The organism is Candidatus Reidiella endopervernicosa (assembly GCF_013343005.1).
Classification (GTDB): Bacteria; Pseudomonadota; Gammaproteobacteria.
Genome location: NZ_CP054491.1, coordinates 2,981,870 through 3,002,176, shown reverse-complemented (window position 1 = coordinate 3,002,176; position 20,307 = coordinate 2,981,870). Strand labels below are relative to the sequence as shown.

General features: G+C 53.2%; 22 protein-coding genes and 2 pseudogenes. 10 read left to right on the top strand and 14 right to left on the bottom strand.

Annotated features, from left to right (window positions below):
• Nucleotides 1-27: 27 nt before the first annotated feature.
• Nucleotides 28-252, bottom strand: coding sequence for a hypothetical protein (locus HUE57_RS16240; protein WP_174672489.1), 225 nt, complete (start codon nucleotides 250-252; stop codon nucleotides 28-30).
• Nucleotides 253-410: 158 nt separating this feature from the next.
• Between HUE57_RS16240 and HUE57_RS16235 the strand changes: the two are divergent.
• Nucleotides 411-857: pseudogene (locus HUE57_RS16235) on the top strand (IS3 family transposase); the annotation flags it as partial.
• Between the two features lie 1,070 nt (nucleotides 858-1,927).
• Here HUE57_RS16235 and HUE57_RS16230 read toward each other — a convergent pair.
• The 3 genes and pseudogenes from HUE57_RS16230 to HUE57_RS20475 all read right to left on the bottom strand — a co-directional run bounded on the left by HUE57_RS16230 (nucleotide 1,928) and on the right by HUE57_RS20475 (nucleotide 2,592).
• Nucleotides 1,928-2,134 carry a hypothetical protein gene (locus tag HUE57_RS16230; protein ID WP_174672488.1) on the bottom strand — a complete coding sequence of 69 codons (207 nt, stop codon included), beginning with the start codon at nucleotides 2,132-2,134 and terminating at the stop codon, nucleotides 1,928-1,930.
• 31 nt (nucleotides 2,135-2,165) lie between these two features.
• A pseudogene (locus HUE57_RS20480) lies at nucleotides 2,166-2,495 on the bottom strand (DUF2026 family protein); the annotation flags it as partial.
• A complete protein-coding gene (locus tag HUE57_RS20475) occupies nucleotides 2,416-2,592 on the bottom strand; it encodes a DUF2026 family protein (RefSeq protein ID WP_174673533.1) in 177 nt (58 codons plus the stop codon). The gene HUE57_RS20475 and the pseudogene HUE57_RS20480, both read right to left, overlap by 80 nt.
• 1,306 nt (nucleotides 2,593-3,898) lie before the next feature.
• Between HUE57_RS20475 and HUE57_RS16220 the strand changes: the two genes are divergently transcribed.
• The 5 genes from HUE57_RS16220 to HUE57_RS20470 all read left to right on the top strand — a co-directional run bounded on the left by HUE57_RS16220 (nucleotide 3,899) and on the right by HUE57_RS20470 (nucleotide 6,493).
• Nucleotides 3,899-4,195: a hypothetical protein gene (locus HUE57_RS16220; RefSeq protein WP_174673532.1), complete on the top strand. Its 297-nt coding sequence runs from the start codon at nucleotides 3,899-3,901 to the stop codon at nucleotides 4,193-4,195.
• A gap of 286 nt (nucleotides 4,196-4,481) precedes the next feature.
• Nucleotides 4,482-4,679 (top strand): hypothetical protein, encoded by a 198-nt coding sequence (locus tag HUE57_RS16215; RefSeq protein ID WP_174673531.1) that lies wholly within the window; start codon nucleotides 4,482-4,484, stop codon nucleotides 4,677-4,679.
• The gene (locus HUE57_RS16210; protein WP_174673530.1) at nucleotides 4,615-5,727 is read left to right on the top strand and encodes an acyltransferase family protein; all 1,113 of its coding nucleotides are present in this window, start codon (nucleotides 4,615-4,617) and stop codon (nucleotides 5,725-5,727) included. The genes HUE57_RS16215 and HUE57_RS16210 overlap by 65 nt, the downstream gene beginning before the upstream one ends.
• On the top strand, nucleotides 5,724-6,323 hold the full coding sequence (locus HUE57_RS16205) for an SGNH hydrolase domain-containing protein (protein ID WP_174673529.1): 600 nt from the start codon (nucleotides 5,724-5,726) through the stop codon (nucleotides 6,321-6,323). Before HUE57_RS16210 ends, HUE57_RS16205 begins: the two co-directional genes overlap by 4 nt.
• Entirely contained in the window at nucleotides 6,311-6,493 is a 183-nt protein-coding gene (locus tag HUE57_RS20470) for an SGNH hydrolase domain-containing protein (protein ID WP_420885726.1), read from the top strand. Before HUE57_RS16205 ends, HUE57_RS20470 begins: the two co-directional genes overlap by 13 nt.
• A gap of 368 nt (nucleotides 6,494-6,861) precedes the next feature.
• Here HUE57_RS20470 and HUE57_RS16200 read toward each other — a convergent pair whose 3' ends face one another.
• Nucleotides 6,862-7,338 (bottom strand): hypothetical protein, encoded by a 477-nt coding sequence (locus HUE57_RS16200; RefSeq protein ID WP_174673528.1) that lies wholly within the window; start codon nucleotides 7,336-7,338, stop codon nucleotides 6,862-6,864.
• Between the two features lie 800 nt (nucleotides 7,339-8,138).
• On the opposite strand from HUE57_RS16200, the gene HUE57_RS16195 reads away from it, so the two are divergent.
• Nucleotides 8,139-8,450: a hypothetical protein gene (locus HUE57_RS16195; RefSeq protein ID WP_174673527.1), complete on the top strand. Its 312-nt coding sequence runs from the start codon at nucleotides 8,139-8,141 to the stop codon at nucleotides 8,448-8,450.
• A 51-nt stretch (nucleotides 8,451-8,501) separates the two neighbouring features.
• On the opposite strand, the gene HUE57_RS16190 is transcribed toward HUE57_RS16195, so the two are convergent.
• The 4 genes from HUE57_RS16190 to HUE57_RS16175 are packed head-to-tail and all read right to left on the bottom strand — an operon-like array spanning nucleotide 8,502 to nucleotide 12,140.
• On the bottom strand, nucleotides 8,502-9,641 hold the full coding sequence (locus tag HUE57_RS16190) for an MBL fold metallo-hydrolase (RefSeq protein WP_078484929.1): 1,140 nt from the start codon (nucleotides 9,639-9,641) through the stop codon (nucleotides 8,502-8,504).
• Nucleotides 9,642-9,692: 51 nt separating this feature from the next.
• Nucleotides 9,693-10,460: an ABC transporter ATP-binding protein gene (locus tag HUE57_RS16185; protein WP_078484928.1), complete on the bottom strand. Its 768-nt coding sequence runs from the start codon at nucleotides 10,458-10,460 to the stop codon at nucleotides 9,693-9,695.
• The gene (locus HUE57_RS16180; protein WP_408021572.1) at nucleotides 10,457-11,464 is read right to left on the bottom strand and encodes a FecCD family ABC transporter permease; all 1,008 of its coding nucleotides are present in this window, start codon (nucleotides 11,462-11,464) and stop codon (nucleotides 10,457-10,459) included. Before HUE57_RS16180 ends, HUE57_RS16185 begins: the two co-directional genes overlap by 4 nt.
• Nucleotides 11,465-11,477: 13 nt before the next feature.
• Nucleotides 11,478-12,140 carry a histidinol-phosphatase gene (locus HUE57_RS16175; RefSeq protein WP_078484927.1) on the bottom strand — a complete coding sequence of 221 codons (663 nt, stop codon included), beginning with the start codon at nucleotides 12,138-12,140 and terminating at the stop codon, nucleotides 11,478-11,480.
• A gap of 201 nt (nucleotides 12,141-12,341) precedes the next feature.
• Between HUE57_RS16175 and HUE57_RS16170 the strand changes: the two genes are divergently transcribed.
• Together HUE57_RS16170 and ptsP are read left to right on the top strand one after the other, a co-directional pair.
• Complete coding sequence (locus HUE57_RS16170; RefSeq protein WP_078484926.1) at nucleotides 12,342-12,872, top strand: RNA pyrophosphohydrolase; 531 nt, start codon at nucleotides 12,342-12,344, stop codon at nucleotides 12,870-12,872.
• A gap of 37 nt (nucleotides 12,873-12,909) precedes the next feature.
• Nucleotides 12,910-15,177, top strand: coding sequence for a phosphoenolpyruvate--protein phosphotransferase (gene ptsP / locus HUE57_RS16165; RefSeq protein ID WP_078484925.1), 2,268 nt, complete (start codon nucleotides 12,910-12,912; stop codon nucleotides 15,175-15,177).
• A gap of 33 nt (nucleotides 15,178-15,210) precedes the next feature.
• On the opposite strand, the gene HUE57_RS16160 is transcribed toward ptsP, so the two are convergent.
• The 4 genes from HUE57_RS16160 to HUE57_RS16145 form a co-directional block, all read right to left on the bottom strand.
• The gene (locus HUE57_RS16160) at nucleotides 15,211-15,993 is read right to left on the bottom strand and encodes a phosphodiesterase (RefSeq protein WP_078484924.1); all 783 of its coding nucleotides are present in this window, start codon (nucleotides 15,991-15,993) and stop codon (nucleotides 15,211-15,213) included.
• Between the two features lie 56 nt (nucleotides 15,994-16,049).
• Nucleotides 16,050-16,436, bottom strand: a complete 387-nt coding sequence (locus tag HUE57_RS16155) for a hypothetical protein (protein WP_135622506.1) — start codon at nucleotides 16,434-16,436, stop codon at nucleotides 16,050-16,052.
• Entirely contained in the window at nucleotides 16,375-17,757 is a 1,383-nt protein-coding gene (gene argA, locus HUE57_RS16150) for an amino-acid N-acetyltransferase (RefSeq protein ID WP_078484922.1), read from the bottom strand. Before argA ends, HUE57_RS16155 begins: the two co-directional genes overlap by 62 nt.
• Nucleotides 17,758-17,902: 145 nt before the next feature.
• Nucleotides 17,903-18,109, bottom strand: a complete 207-nt coding sequence (locus HUE57_RS16145) for a hypothetical protein (RefSeq protein WP_135622218.1) — start codon at nucleotides 18,107-18,109, stop codon at nucleotides 17,903-17,905.
• Between the two features lie 316 nt (nucleotides 18,110-18,425).
• Between HUE57_RS16145 and HUE57_RS16140 the strand changes: the two genes are divergently transcribed.
• A complete protein-coding gene (locus tag HUE57_RS16140; RefSeq protein ID WP_174673526.1) occupies nucleotides 18,426-18,746 on the top strand; it encodes a hypothetical protein in 321 nt (106 codons plus the stop codon).
• 67 nt (nucleotides 18,747-18,813) lie between these two features.
• Here the strand turns inward: HUE57_RS16140 and argE are convergent, their stop codons facing one another.
• A complete protein-coding gene (gene argE, locus HUE57_RS16135) occupies nucleotides 18,814-19,971 on the bottom strand; it encodes an acetylornithine deacetylase (RefSeq protein ID WP_078483790.1) in 1,158 nt (385 codons plus the stop codon).
• Between the last annotated feature and the right edge of the window lie 336 nt (nucleotides 19,972-20,307).

Genomic DNA, 20,307 nt, shown 5'->3' with positions numbered 1-20,307 from the left:
GCTAGAAAGTTTGTCATAACGACTAACTCAAAGAACACGATGCAGCCCGCGCCAGATCTGCTTAAGCGAGAGTTTGATGTGGAAAGACCTGATAAAGCCTGGGTCTCTGACACCACCTTCGCTGACCGCCATGGATAGCGAAGCGAAGGCGGTTAGTCCGCGATAGTCGACGCCGTCTGCATATTCGTAGTTGAGAGCGCGAGCGGACGACGAAGAAGATGCAGCAGCGGCTTTATGTCGGCGTAGAGTCACTGAGGGAGTTGTGTAGAGCCGCGAAGAGGTGATTACGCAACGTACGCAGGACGGTCGGGGGCCGTAGGCATAAACGGTCGCGTTAAGTTTTTGCTGTTTGCTTGGGCTTGGATGCCCAAAACAAACTTTCGCAAAAATAGCGACTCCCCGGCATACCGACGCGGCAAGGGTGGCTTTATCTGGCCGTCATCATTGATCTCTATTCAAGGCATGTCATTGGCTGGGCTATGAGCAACAATAATAACACTCTACTGGTGAAGGACGCACTCACGATGGCTATCTGGCGAAGAGGCCGAGTAGAGTCTGTAGTTGTGCACTCAGACCAGGGCAGAACCTATACTTCAGGTGACTACCAGAGGCTGTTGAAAGAGAGCTCATTACGCTGCAGCATGAGCCGTAAAGGTGAATGCCTGGATAATGCGGTGGCGGAAAGTTTCTTCGGTACACTTAAGACCGAACTGGTAGATTACGAAGATTACAAAACCAAACAGGAAGCAAAGCAGAGTCTGTTTGAATACATCGAAGTCTTTTATAACAGACGCAGGCGTCACTCGTACTTGGGGTATGTAAGTCCTTCAGAATACGAGGCAAAGTGTGCCTCTTAATTATTTCATCCGTTAAACTGGGGAGCCTCAGATGAAATATAACCCTTCCTTTGTGTGATTCTGGCCGCTTCGTTCGGATAATTGAGGTCAGTGAAATAACTCTCTGCCTATCACTCGTAGCGTCATGAGGTAAGGGCGGTGCTCTTTATATGGCCTTTATAAATCCTTTGTAAGGTGGCTGCTTATCCTCTGGTCACGTGGCTAAATTAACTATGCCACTACACAAGAATGGAGTATCAAGAGCTAAGTTTCATCTGACCCCACTTATTCCAAACCCAGCCCCGAAAATCATTCCATTTATAAACTTCTTAAACATCTATTTTCCTTATATAGGCCTAACGTTCACGATAACAGGCAAACGTAGTGGCGGTTTAGCTGTGCTAGCGTAGCGATAAGCACAGCTAAAGTGCCGCGGAGGTTTGTCCTTGTTGATTGGCTTGTTAGGGCATTTAAGCCTCATAACTTTAACCTTTATTCAATATGGTGCGGGAGAGGGATTTGCACCCCTCTCGTTCCTCCTGGATCTAGCAGACCATTCATTAGTGATAATCTCTCATTTGGGTTGAAAGTGTCCCAACTAGGCCCGCAGAAACGCCACCCCGCACCAAACGCATGTAAACAAAACGATTGAATTTTCCATAAACACCTCCACTAGAGTTTTCACTTTTCTTCAACGCTCACTTCCAACCCAAACAAGATACTCACACAAATTTCAAAATCTACTGTTACCTCCAAGCCTTTTTAGTGTTGCCCTAACGCTTTGCAAGGGCGCGGAGCCGCATCGCGGCGGAGCGTCCCAGTGAGCGAGAGCGAATGACTTGAGCTATTTGTTAGGTGCAATTTACCATGCTGCACTTATTGCCCTTCCAGATAGAGAAACCATTCGTTCAGTGCCCTTGTCATCACTGATTGGGATGGCCTTGATCATTTTCTTTGGAGGCTTTTATACCATTTAGAGCATATGTATGCTAAATCCGCGAATGCAGGACTTGAAGAAAGATATGACACTCGCTGACCGCCATGGAGAGCGAAGTGAGGGCGGTTAGTCCCCGATAGTCGACGCCGTCTGCCTATTCGTAGTTGAGAGCGCGAGCGAACGACGAAGAAGATGCAGCAGCGGCTTTATGTCGGCGTAGAGTCACTGAGGGAGTTGTGTAGAGCCGCGAAGAGGTGATTACGCAACGTACGCAGGACGGTCGGGGCGCCGCAGGCATAAACGGTCGCGTTAAGTTTTTGCCGCTTGCTTGGGCTTGGATGCCCAAAACAAGCTTCCGCAAAAATAGCGACTCCCCGACTGTCTTTAATCATTTCAGGGTCAATTAGAAAATAGAATTCGCCAGACTCTCCCAGGTTAATGACTTCACTCGACATTTGTTCTATACGCTTTTGCATCATCTTTGATGGTAATGACAAATTAGGGTTTTGTTTTTTCATTATGTCTGGAAAAACTGGTGCCATAAAGTCAACCAACCACCCTTCAGCGATAATCCAGCCATGGAATGCATTGCTATTACTCACCAATTCATCACCTGAAAATTCACCAAATGTTAGTGCGTTATCATTGCCCAGATGGTAACAACATGAACCAGCGACTGCTTTTGCATCTATCTTGTAGTGATCTTTCAGTATCTTTGCGCCATAAAATGCAAAAGAATGTACAGGAGACAGTAGGATCGGCACCTTCATTTAATATGATTGCATTGATAGTTTTATAAATGCGTTCATAGTCTTTCATTTTATTAGCACTATATCTCCCTGCACCTAACGTTTGAATTAAGGGCGATGCGCGTCTTCTGCGCAGCGTCCAGCACGCGTCTTTTGCGTGCGCACTTGAATGATTTGTTATGTGTTTTTGCTGTTAACATCTCTCGAATAGCTTCCAATGGCAGCCTCCATTGCCTTTAGTGTCGTATATATACATATTTTCTTTGATTGAGCGAATCACGATTACATCATTAACTTTTAAGCCAAATTGATCTGGTATCCTGATACCAGCCTAATTTCTCTCCTCCAATAAAGCGTACTTCATCTCCAGGCTCATAGGGACAGGAATCTCGACTTATATCCATTATTGATAATCCTTATTACACATAACGCCATACACCAGGGCGCCGCTGTGCGGCGTCCCAGCCACGGAGTGGCGAACTGGGTGTACTTGTTAGGCATAACCATCAACTACTGAAGTGATAATAATTTGTTTTTACTAGCTTCACTCATTGTAATAAAGCCATCCTTGCAGTGTTGGCTAGCTGCTCTGAATGTTTCGGCACACCAGTCTTTCTGTTTGTTTTGACTTGACTTCGTATTCCATCTATTAAACTTAAGGGAGGACTTGAGAGACGCGCCTGTTGTATCTTAAGAATAGCGTCTGCCTGATTTGACCAACCTTGACTACGCATGCTTGGAGCCCTTCTTTTCTTAGTTCTCTTAGCTCATGATTCATGGGTTGGCATGCTTTCATATCATGAAAATGATCAAAAGCTTCAGAGTAAGCAGCATTTGCATCAGAATCAAACCCCTTATGCTCTGACAGTATTGCAAGAATAGAAAGAATGCCGATTATTCCAGATATCAGAATTACAATTGGATTCTCCAAATAGTCCATTGTAAAATCAATACTGATACCCCAACAAATAACCCAAGTGTGAAATAGACTATTGAGGACATCCAAAGACTATCAAGTGCACTAATTACAGACATAGCCATGCCAGATAATATGCTGATACAAGCGATAGCTATGCGGATGCGTAAATTAATCTTATTTTGCCTAACAGTAGATTATGTGGGTGGCACATATAATGCGTTATGTGACCGGCTCGTATAATTGCGTTATGCCGCCAAAAGTTCTCACTTCTGCGGGTGTGTGTGTTGTATTACTGAGGGTGTTGTTGTGATTATGCATCCTGCAGTGCCTCTTCCTGTTGTTTGAGGGCTTTCGCTTGAATGGCTCTGTTATTGTTGTGTCTCTCAGGCCGTGGTTCCGAGGTTATACAATTTCTGGGTCGATGCCAAATAGTGGGCTGATTGGATAGGTAGGTGTTATGGATAGCTGGTTTTCAATGAGTCTCGGCGATGCCATGTTGGTTGGACCGGCGCTGGATCGGCTCGAGGCGCTATTTTTGGCTGAGCTGGAAAAGGGTGTCACTGCGGAGGATGTGGCGCTCTTCGTTCGCCATGAGTCGGAGGGGCGGCTCCATTGTGAGGTTATGGTCTACTTCTCTCCGGCTGCGTTCAGTGTGGCTGAGGCGGTTGGTGCTGCTCCCTGTGGTAAGCCTGCCTATGCCGGGTTGAGTCTGCTGGCTGGTTCTGAGGCGTCGTGGTTAGTTCTCTTTTCGTAGAATGAAGGCTGATACGGTGATTATTCAAGCCTTGTCTGGCAGGGTGCAGTAAATGGTTATCTGTGGGGCTGTCATATTGCTATGTGTGCCCTGAGATGCAGTTTGTAGCGTTAAAGTGACTGCTGGCTTGATTGAGTGGTTGCTGTGTCTGTACGATTCTGAAAATACCTGTTTTCATTCGATCTCAGTTGTTGTGTGTGATGTGTATTGACCAATCTTATTGGTCGGTTTGTATATTGTTGAGAGTTTTATGACTAGCAGCTGTGTGGCGAGGCTTTGAGAGTGTATGAGTGTTGATAAGCCTGGTTTTGGTGATTACACCTACATACAAGGGATCGATGGATTGCGTGCGATTGCCGTTCTGGCGGTCATGCTGTTTCATATTGATGCATCACTGCTCCCGGGTGGATTTGCAGGTGTTGATCTCTTTTGTTATTTCAGGGTATGTTGTCAGCGCCTCATTGGCGAAGGAATCAACCCGTAGCCTGCTGAGTTTTTCTACCCGATTCTACGCTCGTCGTGTTGTTAGAATCTTTCCTGCACTTGTCCTGTGTCTGCTTGTTGTCTCTATTGTCACGACTCTCTTTGTACCAGAGTCGTGGTTAAGTAAGACGAGCAAATACACCGCCTATTCGGCCTTCTTTGGGGCGAGCAATCTCGCGCTTGTGTGGTTGAACGATGGATATTTCTCGCCCAGAGTTGAGTTTAACGCCTTCACGCATACCTGGTCCCTTGGCGTTGAAGAGCAGTTTTACCTCTTCTTCCCGCTACTCTTCTTTGTATGGTTGCGCTATAGAGATAATCGTTCACTTGTAGGGGTTGTTGCTGTCTCTCTATTGCCGCTACTACTGGTTATCTCGTTGTGGTACTCGTGGTATCAAACCGCCGTAAGCCCGGAGAGGGCTTTCTATTGGTTGCCGAGCAGGTTCTGGGAGTTGGCCTTTGGTGCGATGTTATATCGTTGCCATTCAAACGGACGTCTTCTGCCTGAATCTAAAGGGAAAGCGCGTCTTTACCTGCTTGTTGGCGTTCTACTGGTTGGGGCGGGTTTTGCGTTAACCGATGAAAGTCGGTTTCCGATTCCCTGGGCCTTGGCCTCGGCAGGTGGCGCACTGTTTCTCATTGCAGGTGTTGTTAACACGTTTGATGAGAGGCCGGTGATTCAACGACTGCTTGAGAGTCGTGTGCTTGTCTATATAGGGAAGACTTCCTATTCACTCTATCTGTGGCACTGGCCTGTTTATGTGCTCTTGCGATGGACAACGGGCCTCGAATCGCTTTCTGAGATTGCGTTTGCCATCGCTGCCACATTCGTTCTGGCTATCACTTCTTATCACCTAGTAGAGAGGCCGCTTAGGAGAGGTGTCTCTCCAAAGACTCAGCCGGCTGGACGAATTGTATTGGTAGGTACGTTATTGATTGTTACCAGTTTCGCGGGTTCATATTCTGTGTTCAATGCACACTCAACGCTCAGTATGAGTGTGACTGCGGATAAGCGGATTTGGTACCCCATGCGTGGCCCACTGAAATGAGTGGTAACCGAGAGGGTGTGTTGGTGGAGAATAAAATCTATGTGTTGGGCGATTCGCATGTAGAGGCCTATTCAACGCTACTGCAACAACTCTCTGATGAGTTTGGAATCAAGATCGTTAAGTTATCTCAGGGAGGGTGTGGCGTGGCGGGCCTGCTCGGTCCCACTATGGCACGAAATAAGGCGTGTGCCGATAAAATCAGGAGCGCTCTGTCTGTCATCGAGTTAACAGTGGCACCCGGAGATATTGTTTTTCTGGCCTCATTGAGGACCAATCGATTTGGTGACCAGTGGGCCGCATTCAGTGAAGAACGAATTGTGAGTTCTGTCTCGAGTGATGCTGCTGCATCCTACAGAGAACAGGGGCTTCAGGAGGCGATCGAAATAATAAAATGGCTTGAAAGACTACCGGTCCACATCATCATTGATGCTCCAAAACCGATCTTTAAGTCTCCCGCTTTTCGATGCTCGGACTGGTTTAATAATGCTAATCCTGTCTGTGAGGGCAGGCTCTCGATTAAGCGGGACTATCTGTTATCACATCGTGAACCGATCATGGAGTCGCTGCGCGTGCTTGCTGATAGATTTCCCTTCTGATTGTATGGGACCCTTTTCCGTTGCTCTGCGCTACGGAGACCTGCTCAGCAATTGCTGAGGGAATGCCGCTCTATTTTGATGGGGATCACCTCAGTGCGCATGGTAATCGTGTGTTATATCCATCATTTAGGTCAGTCGTGGAGGGGTTTCGCTACGGCCATAGTAGCTGATGTTGCCTGTTTGTTGAGGTTCTCTGTCGCACGGTAAACATAAAATTGTCTTGGGCGGTGCTTTAAAAAGCTCCTCCTCCATCTCACGATAGACAAAGTGTGCATTGGAATAAGTGGGGTCAGATGAAATATAACCCTTCCTTTGTGTGATTCTGGCCGCTTCGTTCGGATAATTGAGGTCAGTGAAATAACTCTTTGCCTATCACTCGTAGCGTCATGAGGTAAGGGGCTGCACTCTTTATATGGCCTTTTAAATCCTTTGTAAGGTGGCTGCTTATCCTCTGGTCACGTGGCTAAATTAACTATGCCACTACACAAGAATGGAGTATCAAGAGCTAAGTTTCATCTGACCCCACTTATTCCGAGCGTCAATTTGATGCGCTGGTTAGGCGCATCAATGTTTTATTGCTAATTTTGTATACATAGATATTGCTCAATACTATCAATATAGAAAGAACTCCTACTCCAACAACTGCATTAATGGTTGGCGGCACATATAGCAACCACAGGCGTGTAGAAACTAAAACAACTACAACAATTACCGCTATTAATACTGATGCTATTCGAATATTATTAACATTAGAAAAATACAAAATCAGGCTGCTTGGAATAGCAGAAATAAGCGACATTGCTACATATTCAACTAAATCTACGATAGTGGTTAGTACTATCGATAAAGTAGGATTAATCTCGCGGCTCAGTCCGGCATCCAATGTGGCTTTTCCAATAGGATATAATATTTCGTTTATATGAGGATGAGCCAAAGCCCAAACACCCATAAAAACGACCGAACATAAAAAGCTTATACCAATCAGCAGTAAGTATTTACTATCTGGTTTATCCATTCTTGTATACGCCTAACGATTAAGTTCAGCCGAGAGGAGCCGCGTAGCGGTGACGAATCGGTGGAACGACTGGTGATGCGTGAACTCACCACCATTACTCAAAAATTTCCAATGTCTTAGAGAACATCTCATCTTCTAAATAGAAGGCCGCCCCTAGAACATCACACAATATTTACATACTGCTTTCCTTCAACCAGATTTTCTTCTTCGTGAGTAATTATGTAATACCCGCCAGGTATAAAATTCACAAAGCCAGTTCCAATTCCAGCAACATCCAAAACTTCGCCACTTTTCTCTTTTTGCCTTTTAATACTTCGACGACATCAAATTTAACCAAGAGATATTTAGCGTGTTTCCTATCTTTTATATCTTTAAAGAACTCAACTGCATTAATTTTGCCACATAGGCAACATTAGATTTTTGATAAGCACTTTCCGGCGAATGATCTCTAGGGCATTGAAATGAATATGCCTGTGACGAAAATACCAATGATGTAATTAATAGTAGTTTGTTCATGATATTTTACGCATAACAGTAGATTATGTGGGTGGCACATATAATGCGTTATGTGACCGGCTCGTATAATTGCGTTATGCCGCCAAAAGTTCTCACTTCTGCGGGTGTGTGTTGTATTACTGAGGGTGTTGTTGTGATTATGCATCCTGCAGTGCCTCTTCCTGTTGTTTGAGGGCTTTCGCTTGAATGGCTCTGTTATTGTTGTGTCTCTCAGGCCGTGGTTCCGAGGTTATACAATTTCTGGGTCGATGCCAAATAGTGGGCTGATTGGATAGGTAGGTGTTATGGATAGCTGGTTTTCAATGAGTCTCGGCGATGCCATGTTGGTTGGAGCGGCGCTGGATCGGCTCGAGGCGCTGTTCCTGTCGGAGTTTGAGAAGAGTGGTGCTCCTGAGGCGATGGCGCTCTTCGTTCGCCATGAGTCGGAGGGGCGGCTTCACTGTGAGGTTGTGGTCTACTTCTCTCCGGCTGCGTTCAGTGTGGCTGAGGCGGTTGGTGCTGCTCCCTGTGGTAAGCCTGTATATCAGGGGCTGAGTCTGTTAGCTGGTTCTGAGGGGGCGTGGGCGGTGCTCTTTCCTGAGAGGGGCAACAAATAGGCTCGAAGGTACCGGAGTCAGTATTGATTCCGGTACCTGATTGGCGAGCGCCTAAAACAGCTCCTCTTCCATCTCCCTATATACAAAGTGTGCATTGGAGCCCTGGTTCTCTTCGTAGAGCCGTGTCTCCTGCCAATCCTTGAAATCGGCGCTCTCTATCGCCTCCTGCATATCGATATCGTTTTCGATGGCGTTGCTCATCAGGGTGCGTAGGCGCTGCATGTAGACGAGGGTTTTACTGACCATCGGGAAGGGGGCGGTCTGTGCGCTGCCGTGGCCGGGGACCATCAGCTTTGCGTCGGCAAACTTCTCCAACAACCACACCTGACCTCTGACCGACTTTTCGCTCGACCCGTCGGCCATGTAGGTGGTGCGCTGGTTAAAGGCGAGATCGGATATCCAGATAACCTTTTCGTTGACCTGTTCGACGACCAGATCACCGAATGAGTGGTGACGATCTACGTTGTAGATGTTGAACTGCTCACCGCCCAGTTCGATTGTTTTTGAGGAGAAGGTCTCGCCACCAATCAGAATGTCGGGGGTGATGGGGGAGAAGCCGGCCATATCCTTCGGCAGAAGTTCGCGGCGGTAGTTGACCGAGTGGTCGATTAGGTCGGATTCGAGATAGTCGATCGTTCCCTCGTGACCGATGATGGTGACCCCCTCGAGGCGTGCGAAGGCGACTGAACCGTAGCTGTGGTCGGGGTGGTTGTGGGTGATGATCAGGTAGCGGATCGGTTGCTCGGTCAGGCTGCGGATGGTGGCGATCATCCGTTCGCCGAGTTTGGGTGTGCCGAGTGAGTCGATAACCACTACACCCTCATTGGTGATGACAAATCCTGCGTTACCGTTCCAGCCTCGGTTATCTTCATCGGTGAGTGCAATGCTGCCGTAGAACATGAACGTATCACGTGCGATCTCATAGTAGGGGAGTGGTTCGCTATCAGCCGCATCGGCCTTGAGCACATGGTTGGGAATCTCTTTGGTGTTAATGACTGATCTTGGTAGATAGGGGAGCTTGAAGTCGACGCTGCTTTGATGTGATGAGATGTCAGCGGTAACGGTTGTCTGTGAGGCTGGGGCAGCGACAATCGGTGCTGGTGTCTGCGGCTCTTCGTCACGATTACCGAGTAGTGCAAAGAATGGGATCAGGGCGACGACGATTAATAGTCGCTGGCTACTTCGGCGCATCGAACTCTCCTGAGGCAGTTAATGGTCTGAGTATAGCTACTGCTCGAGTGGCTAGCGTGGCATGAAGTAGCGTTGTTCATCGTTGGCGATCTCTATGACAGGGTGGGCATAGAGTTCAGTGAGGGTCTCGCTGTTGACCACCTCATCGATCGGACCATGTAGTGTCACGCCATTGGGCAGTAGCAGCAGGGCATGGTCACAGAAACGCAGTGCCAGATTGATGTCGTGCAGTACGCTGATCAGTGCGCCATCCGCTGCGCTCGCGACTGCTTTCAACTCATCAAGCAGGGTGACCTGGTGGTGCAGATCGAGGTGGTTGGTTGGTTCATCAAGCAGTAACAGCTGTGTCGACTGTGCCATTAGCGCGGCGATGGTAACACGATGCCGCTCGCCACCAGAGAGGGTGTCGACCATGCGTGACTCAAAACCCTCCAGCGCCACCTGCTGCAGGGCACGCTGAGCGATTTCGATATCCTCTTCCCCCTCCCACTGCCAGCGATCGAGGTGGGGGTGACGACCGATGAGTACCGTCTCCAGAACGGTGATCGGGAAGGGATCACTACTCTCCTGGGCGAGTAGCCCGACAACCTGCGCCAACTGGCGACGTGGCCATGCCGAGAGCGGTTGCCCCTTGATGGTGATCTCGCCTTGTTGAGCGAGGCGTACTCCGGCCAGGGTGTGCAGCAGGGTGGTCTTGCCCGCACCGTTGCCACCGAGGATTGCCCAGCTGCTACCGGGAACGATCTGCAGTGCTAGATCATGACAGACAGTGATGCCTGCAATCTCGACCACGAGTCCCTCTGTCTGTAGCAGGCTCACTGACCGACCCCGTGCGCAGAGCTACGTCGTAACAGATAGAGAAATAACGGTACGCCGAGCATTGCTGTGACCACGCCAACCGGTAGCTGTTGTGGTGCGAGTAGTACACGGGCGAGCGTGTCGGCGAAGAGCAGCAGGGTGGCTCCGAGTAGGGCAGAGGCAGGAATCAACAGTCGATGGTCTCGGAAACCACTCAGCCGCAGTAGATGCGGCACGATCAGCCCAACAAAACCGACCGTGCCCGCCTGTACCACCGCCGCAGCGGTCAGCAGTGAGGCGAGCAGGTAGACGCTGAAACGCAGCCGGGTGACATCGATACCGAGGGTGGTCGCCTGCAGCTCACCGTGGGCGAGGATGTTGAGATTGCGTGCCAGGGGCAGGGTGAGCAGCAGGCCGATGATCAGGATGATGAGCGCACCCCATGGCGAGCTGCTATTGCTCAGATCGCCCATCAGCCAGAAGAGCATGCCGTGCAGGTGGTCGGCGGGGGAGAGGGTGAGGATAAAGCTGATCAGCGCCCCCCAACCAGCGGCGATGACCACGCCGGTGAGCAGCAACCGCGAGGGTGACCAGTCGCCCTTGCCGCGTGCCAGACCGAAGACCAACGCCATCGCCAGCAGTGCACCCAGTAGTGCGCTGCCGGTCAGCCAGGCACCGCCGAGGCCAAGCAGGATCGAGAGTAGTGCAGCAACCGCTGCACCACCGGAGATGCCGAGGATATAGGGGTCGGCGAGAGGGTTACGTAGTAGGACCTGCATCAATACACCGGCCAGTGCCAGCAGTGCGCCGGTGGTGGCCGCTGCAACCGCACGCGGCAGGCGCAGCTCATAGAGGATGGTCTGGTGCAGCGGTTCACCGCTACCGCTGAGGGTGGCGATCAGCTCTGGAATGGTGAGATCGACACTGCCGCTGGCCAGCGCAAACAGCAGCCCGACCAGGGTTGCGACCAGCAGCGGTAGCAGACGCAGCAGCCACTCTCCCTGTTGTTTAGATCGCTGCGCCACCGTCGCGTTGTCTCTACTGTTCGAGATGCAGCGAGATGATCGGCCAGCCACGCTCGGTGGCGTTATCGGCCAGCTGCTGGTCGGGATCGACCGCGACCGGGTGAGTCACTTTCTCCAGCAGCGGTAGATCGTTGTGCGAATCACTGTAGAACCAGCTCCCCTCCAGGTTATGCCTCGTCTCGGCCAACCAGCTATCGAGACGCTCCACCTTGCCGTGCTGGAAGCAGGGGGTGCCAGCGACACCGCCGCTGTAGCGACCATCGACGATCTCGGGATCGGTGGCGAGCAGGTTGTCGATACCGAAGGCGGCGGCGATTGGCGCGGTCACAAAATGGTTGGTAGCGGTGATGATCAGCAGCGTGTCGCCCTGCTGGCGATGTTTCTCTACCAGCGCCTGGGCAGGTGCCTGGATGAGCGGTGCGATCATCTGCTCCATAAACTGACGGTGCCAACCGTTGAGTGTCTCCATGTCGTGCTCGGCAAGCGGCTTGAGGCTGAAGGCGAGGAACTCGAAGATATCGAGCGTGCCCGCCTTGTAGGCATCGTAGAAACGCTGATTTTCACGCTCGTAGTGGTCGCCGTCGACCAGACCCTGTTCGACCAGAAAACGGCCCCAGAGGTAGTCGCTGTCGCCCGTGAGCAGGGTGTTGTCGAGATCGAAGATGGCGAGGGCCAAGGTTGTGCTCCAGTTAGGGTGCTATTGGGGCGCCAAGGATACTGAGGGGCGGCTGAAAGGTAAAACGTTGGCGTATCAATGTGGTGGGCTATAAAACAATATCACCATACTCTAACTAATTGATTATTATGCCCGAATTGATTGTATGGGCGATTTTTGTCACAATGCGGCGCTAATAATTAGTGATAGAGAAAGCTGTAAGTGATTGATTCAGATGGATATAGGCCCAATGTTGGGATCATTCTAAGCCGTAATGACGGACGCCTACTGTGGGCGCGTCGCATCGGTCAGGATGCCTGGCAGTTCCCGCAGGGCGGCATCCAGCATAAGGAGTCGCCGGAAGAGGCAATGTATCGTGAGCTTTCTGAAGAGGTCGGCCTGCAGCCTGAGCATGTCGAGGTGGCGGGTGCGACCAAGGATTGGCTCCGTTACCGCCTTCCCAAACGTTTTATCCGTCGCAACCGTAAGCCGGTCTGTATTGGCCAGAAGCAGATCTGGTTCATGTTGCGTCTGACCGGCAGCGAGAGCGATGTACGTCTCGACTACTGCAACAAACCGGAGTTCGATACCTGGCGCTGGGTCGACTACTGGTACCCACTCAACGATGTGGTGCCGTTCAAACGCAGCGTCTATGAACGCGCACTACGTGAACTCGCACCGCTGGTTTTCCCCGAAGGTGCACCGCCAGAGCCAGCCCCCTATCCCGGTGGTCTGGTTATCAGCAAACCTTGATGGTTGATTTCCCCCTGCTGTCGATGGATTGTCACCCATGTTAGAAGTCCTGCGCCGAATCATTCAGGAGGTTAACGCCGCCGTTGACCTCTCCGATGCGCTCGAGATTATCGTCTCTCGGGTGAAGGGTGCGATGGAAGTCGATGTCTGCTCGGTCTATCTGACCGACCTCGATCATAACCAGTACGTTTTGATGGCGACCGATGGTCTTAACGCCGCCTCGGTGGGACAGGTGCGTATCGATTTCAGCAATGGACTGGTCGGCATGGTGGCCGAGCGCGAGGAGCCGCTCAATATTCAGAGCGCCAAGAACCACCCGCGTTATCAATATTTTCCCGAGACCGGTGAGGAGCAGTACTCCACCTTCCTCGGTGTGCCGGTGATTCACCACCGTGAGGTGATGGGTGTGGTGGTGGTGCAGCGCCATGCGGTTGAACGTTTTGATGAGGACGAGGTGGCCTTCCTGGTTACCATCGGTGCGCAGCTCTCCGGCGCGATTGCCCATGCCCAGGCCAGCGGCGGTATCGATGGGCTTCGTAAACGTAGAAGGCTCTCCGATGAGCGACCGATTTTAGGTGTCTCAGGCGCGCCGGGTGTGGCGATCGGTACGGCGGTGGTGCGCTATCCGCACGCCGATCTTTCAGCGGTACCCGATCGTCGTGCCGATGACCCAGAGGCGGAGGAGCTCGCCTTCCGCGCCGCCGTAACTGCCGTGCGGGTTGATATTGAGACCATCGTTGAGCGCATGCGGCCCGTGCTGCCGGCTGAGGATAGCGCGCTGTTCGACGCCTTTATCATGATGCTTGATGGTGACTCGCTGGTTGAGAAGAGTGTCGAGCGTATTCGTGATGGCAACTGGGCGCCGGGCGCGCTGCGTAACACCGTCGATGAGCATGTGAATATCTTCGAGGAGATGGATGATCCCTATCTACGCGAACGCGCCCAGGATGTTCGCGATCTGGGACGGCGCATTCTGCAATATCTGCAGGAGGGCGATACCACCCGCATCGACTACCCGGCCGATACGGTGCTGGTGGGTGAGGAGATCACCGCCTCGATGCTGGCCGAGGTTCCAACGGAGCGGTTGACCGGTATCGTCTCGGTGAGCGGCTCGCGCACCTCACATGTGGCGATCTTGGCGCGTGCGCTGGGTGTGCCGGTGGTGATGGGTGCCGATGATCTGCCGGTGACCCGTGTCGACGGGGCCGAGATCATTGCTGATGGCTACAGCGGCCGAATCTACGTCAATCCAGGCCCAATGGTTGTACAGGAGTTTGAACGACTGGTTCGTGAGGAGGATGAGCTTAGCGACGGCCTCAAGGCGTTGCGAGACCTTCCCGCCGAAAGCCCAGATGGGGTGCGTATTCCGCTCTATGCCAATACCGGCCTGCTCTCCGATATCGGACCCTCGCTTAATAGTGGCGCTGAGGGGGTGGGGCTCTACCGTACCGAATTCCCGTTCATGATCCGTGAGCGTTTCCCCAGTGAGCAGGAGCAGTATGAGATCTACCGCGAGGTGCTGGAGTCGTTTGCACCCAGGCCGGTAACGCTGCGTACCCTCGATGTCGGTGGTGATAAGGCGCTGCCCTATTTTCCTATCGAAGAGGACAATCCCTTCCTTGGCTGGCGCGGTATCCGCATCACCCTCGATCATCCCGAGATCTTTCTGGTACAGCTGCGGGCAATGCTGCGTGCCAGCGCCGGACTCGATAACCTGAATTTACTACTGCCGATGATCAGCAGTGTCGATGAGCTTGATGATTCGATCGATCTGATCGATCGCGCCTATAACGAACTGATCGAAGAGGGTGTGGCAGTGAAACGACCGAAGATCGGCGCGATGGTGGAGGTGCCCTCGGCGGTCTACCAGGCCGATGTACTCGCCAAGCGGGTCGACTTCCTCTCGGTCGGTACCAACGATTTGACCCAGTATCTGCTCGCTGTTGATCGTAATAATGCACGGGTGGCCGATCTCTACGACTCACTCCACCCTGCGGTGCTGCGTGCAATGATGCAGATCGTCGAAGGGGCGCGGCGCTTCGGTAAGCCGGTGAGTGTCTGCGGTGAGATGGCGGGTGATCCCGCCTCGGCGCTGCTGCTGCTTGGGATGGGGGTTGATAGCCTGAGTATGAGTACCGGCAGCCTGGCGCGGGTGAAGTGGGTGATTCGTACTATCGATGCGGAGAAGGCGCGTTCCCTGCTGCAGGAGGCACTGCTGCTTGAACGCAGTAGCGAGATTCGCGAACAGATCAATACGGTACTTGAACGTGAAGGACTTGGTGGTCTGGTTCGCGCCGGTAAGTAAGTAACACTCTGTGGCGAATTCAGCTAACAGATCCTAAACATCCACCCGGATGACACAGCTCTCAATGGTCCCGTCTGCATGCAACAGTAGACGACGATAACCGGGGCGCCCCGTATCGACCGATTCATCAATGGCAAACTCATCGCTGTTGACCTTGAACTGGGCGTTGGTTGAAGGCGTTCCGTAGAGTTTGATGCCGTGGTACTCCGCTTCGAACGCCTGATGGGTATGCCCCCACACCACCGCGCTCACCTGCGGATTGCGATCAAGCTGGTCGAACAGGGTGTCTCGATCTTCCAACAGCATGGTATCGAGCCAGCGACAGCCTATGGCTACCGCCTGATGGTGGAGAAAGATTAGTGTGGGTTGATTGGGATGCGCGCGCAGTTGGCTCTCCAGCTCAGCCAGCTGCTTACTGCCCAGGCGTCCGGATTGGCTATTGGTGTTGGAGCTGTCGAGCATCAATATCTGCCACCCATCCAGCTGCCAGACCATCTGATTCGAGAGACGCCCCGCACTGATTGAGGCGACTCGCTCAGGGGTGTCGTGGTTGCCGGGTATGAGCGCCGTATCGAGATTGAGCTCTTGAAGAGAGTGCTTTAAACGTTGATAGGCCGCGTCGGTGTCGCCGTTTGCCAGGTCACCGCTTACCACCAGTAGGTCAGCCTCTTCTGTGGCAACCTTTTCCAATACAGCCTGGAAACGTGATTCGATAGCAATGCCGTAGAGTTCGGCATCGGTATCGGCGTAGAGATGGGTGTCGCTGATCTGAATTAACTTGAGAGGCGAGGCGTTCGCCAGATCTCTTTCTGTCATGGTCTGCTCATTACGAAAGGGTGCTTTAGCACGCCCGTGGTGTGGCTAGCTGATGATCAGCTGTGCCAGCTTTTAAACTGCGGGGCGATGATGAGAGCGATTAGGGTAGCGAGCAGAAAATCCTGATTAACGCCAATGCGCTCGGCGTACTCGGTGGGCAGGTTGGCACCGATGGTGACGGTAATGACCAGCAGTGACATCGCCATCGGTTTACTTGCGGTTAGACCCGCGAGGATGACCGAGGCGAGAGCGGCATAGAGGTAGTTGGGGTCGATGCCGACACGCGCCAGCATGCCGTCGGAGAGGTTAACGGTGATGGTCATGAAGAGAACCAGGAAGACGAAGATGAACTTGATGATCGTTGAGTCGCCCTGACCACGATCACTCTTGCGCCGACCTCGGCTGCCGTTGCTCTTGCGTCGTTCGGTACGTTTGGCAGCCACGGTCATCAAGCTCCTTGATGAAAATTTTTGAGTTGCGTTGGTAGTTGTAGAGGCCGCGTCGTTTGAGTGGCAGCGCCTTGATATCGGCGTGGGCGAAGCCGCGCTCCCGAAACCAGTGAGCGGTACGAGTGGTCAGTACGAATAGTTTGTCGAGTCCCATGGTGCGGGCGCGTTGTTCGATCTGCAGCAGCAGTTCATCACCGCGTCCCGCATTACGGTAGGCGGGATGGGTGGCGAGGCAGGCAAGTTCACCGAAGCCCTCCTTACGATAGGGGTAGAGGGCGGCACAGCCGATAATCGTGCTGTCGCGCACCACAACACTGAAGTGGTCGATCTCGGTCTCGAGGCGGTCGCGTGAGCGACGCACCAGCACACCTTCCTCTTCCAGCGGTTCGATCAGCTCCAGGATGCCGCCGACATCGTCGATGGTGGCAGGACGGGTCTGTTCATAGTTCTCGGCAGTGATCAGGGTGCCGACGCCGTCGCGGGTGTAGAGCTCCTGTAGCAGCGCACCATCGAGACTGCGTTCGATGATGTGGGTGCGTTTAACCCCGCCGCGACAGGCGAGCATCGCGCTCTCCAGATGGGTGCGGGTATCGGCCGGTAGTTTGCGTCTGCCGCCAAGCAGGTCGTGGGCGGCCGAGGGGCCGAGCTGCTGTATGGGTTTGCGACGGCTGTCGCGCAGGGTGCGTTCTTCACTGAGGATAATCAGCTTATCGGCCTCAAGCTCGATGGCGACCGAGGTGGCGATCTCCTCTGCGGTGATGTTGAAGATCTCACCGGTAGGTGAGTAGCCGATCGGCGAGAGCAGTACCACGCTGCTGTCGCTGAGGCGTTGTCTCAGGCCGTCGGTGTCGACGCGCCGCACCTCGCCGGTGTGGCAGTAGTCGATACCGTTGTAAATGCCGAGTGGACGTGCGGTGACAAAGTTGCCAGAGGCGACACGTAGCCGAGCACCGGCCATCGGTGTGTTGGCCAGTCCCATCGAGAGTAGCGCCTCGATCTCCATGCGTAGCGTACCGGCCGCCTCTTTTACGCATTCGAGAGCATCGTCATCGGTGATGCGCAGGCCGTTCTCATAGCGGATCTCGGCATTTCGTGCCTTGAGACGTTGCTCGATCTGAGGGCGTGCGCCGTGGACCAGCACCAGACGAATGCCGAGTGAGTTGAGTAGCGCGATATCGTGAATCAGTGTCGGCAGCGTGGCATCGGCGACCGCCTCGCCACCGAAGAGGATGACAAAGGTCTTGCCACGATGGGCATTGATATAGGGCGACGAGCTGCGGAACGAGTCGATGAAGTTGTTGCTGTCAGTAGTCACGGTATCAGCTTGTTTTGTTTATTGGTCTTAGCTGAATAGTCGCATAGATGAGGTGTAAGACAAAAGCACCTACAGGAGGTGCCTCGATTACCTCCTGTGGGTGCGTCTGGTAGTTGCTTTGATGACCTATGACCTGCGCGTACCGCTAGGGAAGCTCTTCACCGCCACAAACCGGCGCTGAGTTGAAAACACCGGGGGCAAAGTTGACCTCGAGGTCGATACACTCCTCACTGCTGCCGCCGCCACTGGTCGCGCAGAGCGAGGAGCCGGAAACACACATCGCCAGCGCGATGCCGCCTGCGGCGAGTAGCGGGGTCCAGAGTGTGGCCTCACCACCATTGGCTTGCATCACGGTGTAGTCGGGCAGTGTGTTGTAGCCGAGGACGCGATAGGCGCTGATTGCACCGTTACTGAATTCGACATCGATGATCGCCCGCTCATTCAGGCTGTTGGTGTTATTGAAATTGAAAACGGTGGGGCTTCCACCCGGTCAAAGCGAAAGCCGTAGCCGAGACCGTTCTGGTGGCGCTGGGCCGCTCCGAATGCATGCTTGATGTAGGCTCCGGGAGTCGCTATTTTTGCGAAAGTTTGTTTTGGGCATCCAGCCCAAGCAAACAGCAAAACTTAACGCGACCGTTTATGCCTACGGCGCCCGACCTCCGCGTACGTTGCGTAATCACCTCTTCGCGGCTCTACACAACTCCCTCAGTGACTCTACGCCGACAAAAGCCGCTGCTGCATCTTCTTCGTCGTCCGCTCGCGCTCTCAACTACGAATATGCAGACGGCGTCGACTATCGGGGACTAACCGCCCTCACTTCGCCTCCATGGCGGTCAGCGGAGGTTGCGACCCCACCGTTAAGCTCGTCGGCCTGTGCTGCCGGTGCAACTAACAGTGCGATAGTGATGAGTGAGGTAAGAAGTGTGCGCATGGTGGTTCCCTCCTGCGTTGTTAGTTATCGATTTGAACTGAGTCTTTGCGCAGGCTAGCAAAAAGCGTGACGGCTGTCACAGTTTGGTTGGCGGGTCCGGTCTGGTTTGGGACTGTGGGGAGTCCCTAAGGGTGGGTGCAGAACTGCTCGATAAACTGGGCCAGCAGGTCGATGCAGGGCTGCAGTCGGTCGAGTGCCAGGTACTCATTTGGCTGGTGTGCCTGGGCGATATCGCCGGGCCCCAGGATCAGCGTCTCCATACCGAGTTGATCGAGGAAGGGGGCCTCGGTGCCGAAAGCGACCGTTTCGGCGGTGTGGCCGGTCAACTGCTCGGCAGCGGCGACCAGCTGTGATGTGCGTTCGAGTCGGTGAGCAGGTGCACCGCTAAAGAGTGGTCGGATCGTTGACTGCAGACCGCTCTTTAGCAGGGCGTGATCGACACGTTGTTTTAGTGTGTGGCGAAGTGCATCAATCTCCATGCCGGGAACGGGACGCAGATCGATATGCAGTTCGCACTCGCCACAGATACGGTTGGGATTGTCGCCACCGTGGATGTGACCAAGGTTGAGGGTGGGGAAGGGGGCTTTGAACTGTGGGTCCTGGTGCTCGCGCTGTAGCTGTTCGCGCCAGCGGATAATCTCACTCATCACTCGGTGCATGCCCTCGAGTGCACTGTTGCCGTAGCTGGGGTCGCTGGAGTGGCCCGCCTGCCCCTGCAGGTGAATCGCCTCCATCAGAATGCCCTTGTGGGCGTTAACAGGACGTAGTCCGGTCGGCTCGCCAATGATGGCGTAGCGCGCCTTTGGACGCCCCAGCTCAACCAGCGCTTTGGCACCATCCATCGAGCTCTCTTCATCGGCGGTGGCGAGTACGATTAGCGGTTGTTGCAGGGTGTCGATATCGAAACGGCGCACTGCCTCGATGATCAACGCAAAAAAGCCCTTCATGTCGGAGCTGCCAAGGCCGTAGAGACGGTGATCACGTTCGACCATCTTGAATGGATCACTCTGCCAGCGGTGCTCATCGCATGGCACGGTGTCGGTATGCCCGGCCAGTACCAGACCGCCCGGTCCGCTGCCGAGGGTCGCGATCAGGTTCGCCTTGTCGGTGTGACTCTCCAGCGTCTGAATCTCGATCTCAAAGCCGAGATCACCCAACCACTCGGCGAGTAGGTCAATTACGGCGAGATTGCCGCTGTCGAAAGCGGGCGAGACGCTACTGATCGACGGTGCGGCGATAAGCGCATGCAGCATCTGCATCAGGGTTGGGTTTTGCTGTTTCATGGATGGATTGTTGAATAGTTACCGGGGCAGGTAAACCTTATTATTGAAAGGCTACAGGTAACAGGTTACGAGCGTAGCCTGGATGGAGTAACACGCAATCCGGGAATTTGCAGAGATCGCCCCCGGATTACGCTTCGCTTCATCCGGGCTACGAGGCAGCCTATTGATGTAGGGTGGTTTGAGCTTCAGCGCGATGAACCGCAGGTTCGAGTCCTTTAGGGATGCCCACCAGAGACGGAATAGGGTGGGTATGTAGGTATAGGGTGGGTATCACTTCATTCAACCCACCCTACGAGTGAGAGGGTGATGCCGGTTTTCTAATCCCGTAACCCGTAA